The 11,801-nt window shown below is 35.5% G+C and carries 9 protein-coding genes; all 9 read left to right on the top strand.

What is annotated here, in order from left to right; genetic code table 11:
* The first annotated feature begins 69 nt into the window (after positions 1-69).
* A complete protein-coding gene (gene plsX / locus CAT7_RS06990) occupies positions 70-1,080 on the top strand; it encodes a phosphate acyltransferase PlsX (protein ID WP_007723738.1) in 1,011 nt (336 codons plus the stop codon).
* A gap of 127 nt (positions 1,081-1,207) precedes the next feature.
* Positions 1,208-1,450 (top strand): acyl carrier protein, encoded by a 243-nt coding sequence (acpP, locus tag CAT7_RS06985; protein WP_007723735.1) that lies wholly within the window; start codon positions 1,208-1,210, stop codon positions 1,448-1,450.
* Positions 1,451-1,636: 186 nt separating this feature from the next.
* Positions 1,637-2,332 (top strand): ribonuclease III, encoded by a 696-nt coding sequence (gene rnc, locus CAT7_RS06980; RefSeq protein WP_007723731.1) that lies wholly within the window; start codon positions 1,637-1,639, stop codon positions 2,330-2,332.
* 24 nt (positions 2,333-2,356) lie between these two features.
* Positions 2,357-5,929, top strand: a complete 3,573-nt coding sequence (gene smc / locus CAT7_RS06975; RefSeq protein ID WP_007723729.1) for a chromosome segregation protein SMC — start codon at positions 2,357-2,359, stop codon at positions 5,927-5,929.
* Positions 5,930-6,009: 80 nt separating this feature from the next.
* Positions 6,010-6,819 (top strand): sugar-phosphatase, encoded by an 810-nt coding sequence (gene yidA / locus CAT7_RS06970; protein WP_007723726.1) that lies wholly within the window; start codon positions 6,010-6,012, stop codon positions 6,817-6,819.
* A gap of 32 nt (positions 6,820-6,851) precedes the next feature.
* On the top strand, positions 6,852-7,850 hold the full coding sequence (gene ftsY / locus CAT7_RS06965) for a signal recognition particle-docking protein FtsY (protein WP_007723723.1): 999 nt from the start codon (positions 6,852-6,854) through the stop codon (positions 7,848-7,850).
* Between the two features lie 180 nt (positions 7,851-8,030).
* On the top strand, positions 8,031-9,920 hold the full coding sequence (locus tag CAT7_RS06960; RefSeq protein ID WP_007723721.1) for a PTS transporter subunit EIIC: 1,890 nt from the start codon (positions 8,031-8,033) through the stop codon (positions 9,918-9,920).
* 209 nt (positions 9,921-10,129) lie between these two features.
* Complete coding sequence (locus CAT7_RS06955) at positions 10,130-10,474, top strand: putative DNA-binding protein (RefSeq protein ID WP_007723719.1); 345 nt, start codon at positions 10,130-10,132, stop codon at positions 10,472-10,474.
* A gap of 17 nt (positions 10,475-10,491) precedes the next feature.
* Positions 10,492-11,801, top strand: a 1,310-nt coding sequence (gene ffh, locus CAT7_RS06950; RefSeq protein WP_007723717.1) for a signal recognition particle protein, incomplete at its 3' end; no start/stop codon positions are given.

Here is an 11,801-nt window from a genome sequence, read left to right as displayed (position 1 = left end):
GATTAGTGGTAAAATTTAATAGAACGTAAAGTTCAGAAACATTGGAAGTTCACTAGGGAGGCAAATGATTTGAAAATTGCAGTAGATGCTATGGGCGGAGATAACGCTCCAAAAGCAATCGTAGAAGGTATTATGATGGCAGTTAAAGAATATAAAGATATTGAATTTATTTTATATGGAAAAGAAGACTCTATCAGAAAATACTTAACAGATGAAACAAACATTACCATCGTTCATACAGATGAAAAAATTATGAGTGAAGATGACCCAGTTCGCGCTGTACGCCGCAAAAAAAATGCTTCAATGGTATTGGCTGCGCAAGCCGTTAAAGACAAAAAAGCAGATGCCCTATTTTCTGCGGGAAACACTGGTGCATTATTGACTGCGGGCTTATTGATTATCGGAAGAATCAAAGGGATTGATCGTCCAGGTTTATTGGTGACGTTACCTGTAATTGGAAAAGAAGATGAAACGTTCAATTTAATGGACGTTGGTGCAAATGCGGATACCAAACCTGAAAATATCAATCAATATGCAATATTAGGTAGTTATTATGCTCAATTTGTTAGAGGAGTAAAAAATCCAAGAGTTGGTTTGTTAAACAATGGAACAGAAGAGAATAAAGGAAATGATGTGACTAAGAGAGCTTATCAACTTTTAGCAAACAATGCAGATATTAATTTTATTGGAAACATAGAGGCTCGTGAATTGCTTAGTGGTGTAGCTGATGTAGTGGTGACAGATGGTTACACTGGAAATGCTGTCTTAAAGACAATTGAAGGTACGGCTTTATCTATGATGAAACTTATCAAAAATGCTGTATATGAAAATGGGACAAAAGCTAAATTAGGTGGCTTGTTATTAAAAGATAGTTTTTCTAATATGAAGGATGTCTTAGATTATTCTACACATGGTGGAGCCGTATTATTTGGTGTTAAAGCACCAGTGATTAAGACACATGGATCAACGGAGAAAGAAGCGGTCTATTATACTATTAGACAAATTCATGAAATGTTAGATTCTCATGTTATTGATGATTTAGTTCACCATTTTGAAGAGAAACAAGTATCTGCTGATTAAATCTTATTTTATAAGAAAAAGGCAGCTCAAAAAAAATAGTTGGACAATATCTGTGAATATCGTTAAAATAAATAAAGCGACGTAATTTGTGTTTAAATATAAAAAGTTGAAAACGGAGGTATATATATTGTCTAATAGTGAAACTTTCGAAAAAATAAAAAAAATTATTGTTGAAAGATTTGGCATTGATGAAGAAAAAGTTACTAAAGAACTTACATTTAAAGAAGATCTTGGTGCTGATTCGCTTGATATCGTAGAATTGGTTATGGAATTAGAAGATGTTTTCGGAACGGAAATATCTGACGAAGATGCTGAAATAATTACTACAGTTGGAGATGCAGTAACTTACATCGAAGAACACAAAAATTAATGAAATTTCAAGAGCCCCTGAGCTTATCAATAAGTCAGAGGCTCTTTTTTTTATCGAAAAAAAAGATTGAGTTTTCAATAAGCATTTTCTTCGTTAGCGCTACTAAGCTAGAAATGGTTTATTTTTGTGTACAAACACAGTATAATGATAAAGCGTAAAGAAATATTTAAAGAAAGGGAGAATATAATGGATGAAGCATTTTTAACACATTTAAAAACTAAATTTGGTTTGGTTTTTCAAGACCTTTCTTATTTAGAAGAAGCATTTACCCATTCATCATATGTGAATGAGCACAGGAACCTTAAATTGAAAGATAATGAAAGAATTGAATTTTTAGGAGATGCTGTTTTAGAATTAACGGTGTCAAGATTTTTGTACGAATTATATCCTAATGTACCTGAAGGGAAATTAACTCGATTGAGAGCGACTATCGTCTGTGAAGCGAGTTTTAGTCAATTTGCAAAAGAGTACGAATTCGATCAATTTATTCGTTTAGGTAAAGGTGAAGAACGCATGAATGGCCGAAAACGACCTGCCTTGCTTTGCGATTTGTTCGAATCTTTTGTTGGTGCATTATACCTAGATCAAGGATTAGACGGCGTATTATTTTTTCTTGAACAAACAATCTTTCCAAAAATTAAGTCCGGTGCTTTCTCACATGTGATGGATCATAAAACAAATTTACAAGAATTTTTACAACAAAAAGGTGAAATTGAAATTGAATATAATTTGGTGGATGAAATAGGTCCAGCACATCAAAAAGCGTTTGTGGTAGAAGTACTTGCTGAAGGTCAACTATTAGGCCAAGGTCAAGGGAAAACAAAAAAAGCGGCTGAACAAGTAGCAGCTGAAAATGCATTGCTTACTTTACAAGAAAAATAGTACAGGGGAAAGGAGCCAGTAGTTGTGCAATTAAAAAGAATAGACATCGCTGGTTTCAAATCGTTTGCAGATAAAACGACAATTGAGTTTCACGATGGTGTAACAGCTGTTGTTGGACCTAATGGAAGCGGAAAAAGCAATATAACAGAAGCCATTCGCTGGGTTTTGGGTGAACAATCAGCGAGGAACTTACGTGGCGGAAAAATGAATGATATTATCTTTTCGGGATCAGATACAAGGAAATCAGTTAATTTAGCTGAAGTTACCTTGATACTAGAAAACGAAGATCATTTTTTACCGTTAGAATTTAGCGAAATAAGCATTACTAGACGTTTGCATCGAAATGGTGAAAGCGAATTTTATTTAAACAAGCAAGCTTGTCGGTTAAAAGACATTGTAGACCTATTTATGGATTCTGGCTTAGGCAAAGAGTCTTTTTCAATCATCTCGCAAGGGAAAGTTGAAAGTATATTCAATAGCAAACCTGAAGAGAGACGGTCTATATTTGAAGAAGCAGCTGGTGTTTTGAAGTATAAAACACGTAAAAAAAAGGCCGAACAAAAGTTAACGGAAACGGAAGAAAATTTAAACCGTGTTCAAGACATTGTTTATGAACTAGAAGGACAAGTTGAACCTTTAAGAGAACAAAGCAGTGTAGCTAAAGACTTTTTACTATACAAAGAACAATTGTCTGAAATGGATATTGCTTTGATGGTCGTTGAGATTGAGCAATTGAAAGTCGATTGGGATGAAAGTAAAAAAGAAATGCTTTCTTTTGAAGAACAATTGGCTGAAAAGAAGCAAAATTTATTAGAGTGTGAGAATCAATTAAAAGTTAAACGCGAACAAAAGATGAACTTGACGGAAACAATAGAAGAAACTCAATTGCAATTAGTCCAAGCGATTCAATTGTTTGAACAGACGGAAGGCCAAAAAAATGTTTTATCTGAGCGCAATAAATACACTACCGAAAATCTTCAGCAACTTGAAACGTCTAAAGAACTATCAAATCAAAGAATCGTTCAATTAGAGCAGGAATTAGAAACAATCAATGAAGAGCTTGTGGTAAAAAGCGAACAAGAAAAACAATTAAAAATAGCCTTCCTAGCTGCAGAAAAAGAGGCTTTATCTCTTTCGGGGAATTCAAAAGAAACGATTGAGAGTTTGCGAGATGAATATGTTGATTTGATGCAAAAACAAACTAGCTTAAGAAATGAGCAAAGTTACCTTGAACGCAATTCTTATCAATTGGCACAAAAAACGTTGAAATCAGATGCATCGGTTACTGAACTCGAAAAAAATATAGCGGAAATAACACTCCATTTTAAGGAAATCGCTCAGGAGCTATCAGATACTCAACAAGAAATTGCTCAAAAATTATTGCTTTATCAAGAGCAACAAGCCAGTATACAAATGAAACGACAAGCGTTAGAAACGAATGAAACACGCATGTATGATGCTTTAAAAGTGGTACAGCAAGCAAAAGCTAAAAAAGAAAGTCTAAAAGAACTAAATGAAGACTATGCAGGCTTTTATCAAGGAGTTAAAGAAGTTTTAAAACGAAAAAAAGAGATTGGCGGCATTATCGGAGCCGTTGCTGAATTGATTGAAGTACCCAAACAAGCTGAACTGGCTATTGACATAGCACTTGGTGCAGCAAGCCAAAACATCATTGTTCAAGATGAACAAAGTGGCCGTAAAGGGATTCAATATTTGAAACAAAAAAGAGTTGGGAGAGCAACGTTCTTACCGCTAACAACTATTAAAGCTCGGCAGTTGCCAATATCTGTAGAAACTAAAGCCCGTAATTGTGAAGGTTTCTTAGGTATTGCGAGCCAATTGATTGCTTATCCTGAAACGGTTGCGACGGTCATTCAAAATTTGTTAGGAACAACTATCGTTGCGAAAGACTTGTCTTCTGCTAACACTATTGCTCGTGAGATACAATTTAAATACCGGGTTGTGACTCTTGAAGGTGATGTCATGAATGCAGGTGGATCAATGACTGGTGGAGCAAGTAAGTCTGGCAATCAGGGGAGTTTATTCGCTCGAAAGAATGAGTTAACTCATTTGGCGAAGCAAATCGCTCAAATGGAAGCAACGTTGACCGAAAAAGAAATAGAAGTTCGTACGATGAAACAAGCAATTAAAAAAGAAGAAACAACACTTAACGAGTTGCGTGAAATTGGTGAAAAACAACGCTTGAGAGAACAAGAATTAAAAAACCAATTTGAAACGTTAGAAGAAAAACAAGTACGGTTTACTAGAGAATTAAAAGCAGTGCAATACGAATGTCAAGAAGCTAAAGAAGAAGTTGAATCCTATGAATTGAAAAAAACGGAGTTAATGGAATCTTTGCAAAAAATTAAAAATGAAATGGAACAAATCAACCATCAAATTTTATTAGCGTCTTCTCAAAATGAAGAACGTGAAAAAAACCAGACATTAATCAATGAAAAACAACAAAATTTACGAACTAAGCTAGCTGCTTTAAAAGAGCAATTAGTTGGATTGAAAAAAGAACAAAAAACGGTATCTAGTCAATTAGAGAATCAACAAATAGAGAGTTTATCCATCACTAATCGCATGGAACAAATGACTCAATTTGATGGCACTCATCAAATGACTAAGCAAGAATTGAGCGATAAGTTAGCACAATTAAGCGAAACAAAACGCAACTTAGAAAGTCAATTATCTAAAACAAAGAGTGAAAAAAATACGATAGAAAGTCAATTGAATGAAATTGAACAGTTGACTACTAGAATGAATAACCAAAAGCATTATCTGCTAGAAGAAAAAGCAAAAGCTGAAGTTGCGATGAATCGGACGGATGTGGCCATTGAAAATCGTTTGGGTTATTTAAGTGAAGAATATGAATTAACATTTGAAGCTGCTGAAATGAGTCATTTACTTAATGTTTCAATTGAAGAAGCAACACGTAAAGTGAAACTTTTGAAACAAAGTATTCAAGAGTTGGGTTCTGTTAATATTGGAGCCATTGAAGAATTTGAGCGTGTAAATGAGCGCTATACTTTCCTTGTTGACCAACGTGAAGATTTACTAGAAGCTAAAACGAGTTTGTATACTACGATGAATGAAATGGATGAAGAAGTTAAAGTGCGTTTTTCAGAAGTATTTGAAGATATCCGCATGAAGTTTTCTGAAGTTTTCCCGCAAATGTTTGGTGGGGGATCTGCTGAACTTCGTTTAACAGATCCTGAGAACTTGTTAACAACCGGTATTGAAATTATTGCTCAGCCCCCAGGGAAAAAATTGCAACAATTGAGTTTACTATCTGGAGGAGAACGAGCATTTACAGCGATTGCTTTAATGTTTTCAATCATACAAGTTCGTCCCGTGCCATTTTGTATTTTAGACGAAGTTGAAGCAGCACTTGATGAAGCCAATGTTGTTAGGTTTGGAAGGTACTTAAAACAGTTTGATGGGGATACTCAATTTATCGTCATCACTCACCGTAAAGGAACGATGGAAGAAGCAAATGTGCTCTATGGCATAACAATGCAAGAATCTGGTGTTTCTAAAGTGGTATCAGTTCGTTTGGAAGAATTAACGGATGTTCCCGCTGGGATAAACTAGACAAGTGGAAAAAGAAAAAGGTCGATAAGTGTCGATCTTTTTCTTTTTAAACAAGTAATAAAAAGGATTGGGGTTAAATCATGATTAAATTAGTTGCAATTGATTTAGATGGTACATTATTAAATAGAGAACACATCATATCAGATGAGAATAAAGAAGTCATAAAGAAGGCAAAGGAACAAGGCGTTAAAGTGGTCCTTTGTACAGGTAGACCTTTATTAGGCATGATTTCTTATTTAGAAGAATTAAACTTAAGAGAAGTTGGAGACTATGGCATTACGTACAATGGTGGACTAGTACAACGCACGGATACTGGTGAAGTCCTATCTAAAAAAACATTAACGAAAGTTGAAATTGAAGAAATTTTTGCACTAAGTAAAGAAATCAATGTTCCTTGTAACTTCATTGATTTAGAAAAAATTTATGAACCACCATATCCTGAAGGTCGCGATTCACTTTACCCAACGGTTATGAGAGCCTTACCGTATGTTCCAATTGAGATGGAACATGTGTCTGAAGATATTGCAATCAATAAAACCGTTTTTTGTTATGAACAAACTAGTCTAGACGAAGCCATTAAAAAAATTCCAGTTCATTTCCATGAAAAGTATACTATTATGAAATCACGACCTGTATTACTAGAATTAATGCCTAAAGGTGTCGATAAAGGCAGCGGAATAGCCGTTTTAGCTGACTTGCTAGGCTTTGAAGCTTCTGAGGTCATGTCTTTAGGTGATGAAGCTAACGATGCAGCAATGATTGAATATGCTGGTATGGGAGTAGCAATGGGAAATGCAACGGATGAAATCAAAGCTATGGCACAATACATCACCAAAACAAATGAAGAACATGGTGTCGCACATGCTATTCAAAAGTTTGTACTTAATTAAATAGGAACAATGCCAAGAGAAGAGGGTGTAAAATGGGATTATTTGATAAAATAAAGAAAGCTTTTACCGGTGAAGAAAAAGTTGAGACCACAGAAGTAACGGAGAAATATGAAAAAGGTTTAGAGAAAACGAGAAAAACATTTTCGCAACGCATGAATGAACTGTTTGCAAATTTTAGAACAGTTGATGAAGATTTTTTTGATGAACTCGAAGAAGTGTTGATTGGAGCAGATGTTGGCTTTGAATCAACAATGGAAATTACTGATGCTTTACGTCAAGAAGTGAAATTGAAAAATGCAAAAGCTTCAAATGAAGTTCAGCAAGTCATAATTGAAAAAATGGTTGAAATTTATGAAAAAGGCAATACTGATAAACCTGAAATTAATATAAACCCTGCAGGATTAACAGTAATTTTATTGGTTGGTGTAAATGGTGTAGGTAAAACAACCACAATTGGTAAAATGGCTCATCTGTATCAACAAGAAGGAAAAAAGGTTATGTTGGCAGCTGGAGATACATTTAGAGCTGGAGCGATCGAACAATTACATGTTTGGGGTGATCGTGTTGGAGCAGAAGTTGTCAGTGGTAAGGCAGGTGGAGATCCAGCAGCTGTCGTATTTGATGCTATAAAAGAAGCTAAACAAAAAGAAGCGGATATTTTATTTGTTGATACGGCTGGAAGGTTACAAAATAAAGTGAATTTGATGAACGAATTAGAAAAAATGAAACGAATCATTGAACGTGAAATTCCAGGTGGACCGCATGAAGTATTGTTAGTGCTAGATGCAACAACTGGACAAAATGCAATGAATCAAGCTAAACAATTTAAACAGACAACAGATGTAACAGGAATTGTATTAACTAAATTAGATGGCACAGCAAAAGGTGGAATTGTTTTAGCCATTCGTAAAGAATTAGATATTCCGGTTAAATTCGTTGGCTTAGGTGAAAGTATGGATGACTTACAAGTATTCGATCCGAATGAATACATCTACGGTTTATTCAGCGAATTAATTCAAAATTCTATTTAATAGTTAACTTAAAAACCTACCTCTAAAGCAATTTTTAGAGATAGGTTTTTTTTAATGAACATGTGTACGTTTTCATTTTGAATGTAGCGTAATAATGTGATAGGATAGTTCAGTATGATATTATTCATCTTTATGCATGTTCTATGCAAGCAATTATTTTAGATTCAAGGAGGAAAAGAAGTGAAGGATAAATTATTTGAAGGTTTGCAAAAAATGGGTAAAACATTTATGCTGCCGATTGCGTTACTTCCTGTAGCAGGTTTGTTATTAGGAATAGGATCCTCTTTTACAGGAGAATCATTTGTTGGCCTATATGATTTAGAATGGTTATTAGGTGAAGGTACTATTTTGTATGGTATTTTAACAGTCCTTAAAGATTGTGGAACCATTATATTTGATAATCTGCCATTATTATTTGCTGTTGGAGTTGCTTTAGGAATGGCAAAGGCAGCTAAAGAAGTAGCAGCTCTATCTGCTGTTGTAGCTTACTTAATGATGTATGCATCATTAACAAGCAGCATAACAAACTTCGGAAGTATTGAAACATTGCAACAAACACCCGGTTTAATCGGATCTGTGCTTGGTTTTGAGACAACTATGAACACTGGGGTATTTGGTGGGATCATTATGGGTCTAGTGGTTGCAACTTTACACAATCGTTATTATAAAATTGAATTACCAGATGCTTTATCATTCTTTTCTGGAACGCGTTTCATACCAATTGTATCAGCGTTTGCGGCTGTAATCGTTGGGATGATTTTAGCTTTTGCATGGCCATACGCTGGTGCAGCAATTGCATGGTTAGGTTCTGTTGTAGCAGATCTTGGATATGTTGGAACATTCCTTTACGGCTTTATTTACCGTGCATTGATTCCACTAGGATTGCACCACGTGTTTTATCTTCCCTTCTGGCAAACAGCACTTGGAGGAACAGCTGAAATCAATGGTACAGTAGTAGAAGGAGCACAAAATATTATCTTCTCACAATTAGCTAATGGACAAGTAGTAGATCCTGAAGCTGCTAAATTCTTCTCTGGAATGTTCCCATTCATGATTTTTGGGTTCCCAGCAGCAGCATATGCTATGTATCAAACGGCTAAACCAGAACGTAAAAAAGATGTTAAAGGACTGATGATGTCTTCTTCCTTAACGTCAATATTCACTGGTATTACTGAACCGTTGGAATTTTCATTCTTATTTGCTTCACCGTTCTTATACTTTGGAGTACATTGTGTATTAGCAGCCTTCTCATTTGTGATTATGCACTTCTTAAATGTTGGAGTAGGATTGACCTTCTCAGGTGGCTTACTCGACTTCGTGTTGTATGGTATTTTACCAGGACAAGGGATTACAAACTGGATACCCGTTGTGCTAGTAGGAATCGTATATGCGCTTGTTTATTACTTCGTTTTCCGTTTCTTCATTACGAAATTCGATTTAAAAACGCCTGGTCGTGAAGACGAAGTGGCTGAGTCAAAAATGTATACAAAAGCTGATTACCAAGCTAAAAAAGCTGGTGAAAAAGCAACTAACGAACCCATTCAAGATGAAATGTCACAAGACATTATTGCTGGTCTAGGTGGGAAAGATAATTTAATTGATGTAGATAACTGTGCAACTCGTTTAAGAGTTACGATTAAAGATGGAAAATTGGTTGATCAAGCTCAATTGAAAGCAACTGGAGCAGCTGGAGTGGTAGTAAAAGGGAATAACGCTCAAGTGATTTATGGTCCAAAAGTTTCGAACATTAAATCAAATATTGATGAATATTTAGCTAGCACATCAACTGCAAGTGATGCTACTTCTACAAAATCAGTTAATCCTGCTGATGAAATGTCTATCAGTATTATTGAAGGACTTGGTGGAGAAGCAAATTTGATTGATGTAGATAACTGTGCAACTCGTTTGAGAGTTACCGTAAAAGATGGTCAATTAGTTGATCAAGTTCAACTGAAAGCAACTGGAGCAGCTGGAGTTGTTGTAAAAGGGAATAACGCTCAAGTGATTTATGGTCCAAAAGTTTCAAATATCAAATCAAATATTGAAGAGTACCGTAATGGTAAAAACTAAGCAAATTTAATTAAAAAGAACACCTTCGCTACTGGTTAATTAACTGCGAAGGTGTTCTTTTCTATTCAGCTAGCAATAGGTATTAGAAGAAATAAATGTTTTGCAAAAACATGACAAACTATTGACTATTGACGCAAAAATAGGTACGCTATTAAGGTGTGTAAACGTGTTTTCCTTGACAGTTGTTAAGCGAAGAAAGAAGGGTTAAAATGGAAATTGAAAAAACGAATCAAATGAACGCCTTATTCGATTTCTATGGCTCTTTATTGACTGAGAAACAAAAAAGTTACATGCAATTATACTATGCAGATGATTTTTCTTTAGGCGAAATTGCAGAAGAATTTGAAGTGAGTCGTCAAGCAATTTATGATAACATAAGGCGCACTGAAAATAGTTTAATGGAATATGAACGGAAATTGCATTTATTAGAAGATTTCAACACAACAAAGGCAGTCGTAGAGGATATGTCGCGTTACATTAAAAGTCATTATCCAAAAGATGAGTCGTTAGAACAGTTTATTCAATTATTAAAAAAAGATAGAGACGAGAAATAAAGGAATGGTGAAGTGTAATGGCATTTGAAGGTTTAACAGAACGTCTCCAAAGTGCGATGACGAAAATGCGTCGCAAAGGGAAAGTTACTGAAGCTGATGTAAAAGAAATGATGAGAGAAGTACGCTTAGCTTTACTAGAAGCTGACGTTAACTTCAAAGTTGTAAAAGATTTTGTGAAAACGGTTAGTGCCCGAGCAGTAGGAGCAGAAGTGTTGGAGAGCCTTTCTCCAGGACAACAAATCATTAAAATTGTTAGCGAAGAATTAACAGAATTAATGGGTGGAGAACAAGCTACCATCCAAACGGCAGCAAAAGCACCAACCGTTGTCATGATGGTAGGGCTACAAGGAGCCGGTAAAACCACTACAGCTGGTAAGTTAGCTAGCTATTTACGCAAAAATCAAAACAAGCGCCCTTTACTGGTAGCTGCTGATATCTATCGTCCAGCTGCTATCCAACAATTGGAAACGATTGGGAAACAATTAGATGTACCCGTTTTTTCTATGGGAGATCAAGTAAGTCCTGTTGAAATTGCCAGACAAGGGATTGAAAAAGCTAAAGCAGAACATTTAGACTTTGTACTGATTGATACTGCTGGACGTTTGCAGATTGACGAAACGTTGATGCAAGAATTAAGTGATATCAAAGAAACTACACAACCAACGGAAATCTTCTTGGTTGTTGATGCAATGACTGGGCAAGAAGCTGCCAATGTTGCTGCTTCTTTTGATGAACAATTAGATATCACTGGAGTTATCTTGACAAAATTAGATGGTGATACTCGTGGAGGAGCTGCACTTTCCATCCGTGCAGTTACCGGGAAACCAATCAAATTTACAGGGTCTGGTGAAAAACTAGATGCTTTAGAACCATTCTATCCAGATCGCATGGCTAACCGTATTTTAGGTATGGGAGACATGTTAACGTTAATTGAAAAGGCTCAACAAGATTTTGATGAAAAGAAATCGGAAGAAATGATCACGAAGCTACGTGAGAATAGTTTTGATTTCAATGACTTTATTGAACAAATGGATCAAGTCAGCAATATGGGACCAATTGAAGACATTCTAAAAATGATTCCAGGTATGAATAATGTCCCGGGATTAGATAAACTTCAAATCGATCCAAAAGATACGGCTCGAATGAAAGCTATCGTGTTGTCTATGACACCGCAAGAGAGAGAGAATCCAGATATCTTATCTCAAAGCAGACGTCGTAGAATCGCTCGAGGATCTGCTCGTCCGATTGCTGAAGTAAATCGAATGATCAAACAATTCAATGAATCTAAAAAAATGATGAGTCAAATGTCTAAAGGCAATATGAACGG

The sequence above is a fragment of the Carnobacterium sp. AT7 genome (genome assembly GCF_000171855.1).
Lineage (GTDB): Bacteria > Bacillota > Bacilli > Lactobacillales > Carnobacteriaceae > Carnobacterium_B > Carnobacterium_B jeotgali.
This window is presented reverse-complemented; position numbering and strand designations above follow the sequence as displayed.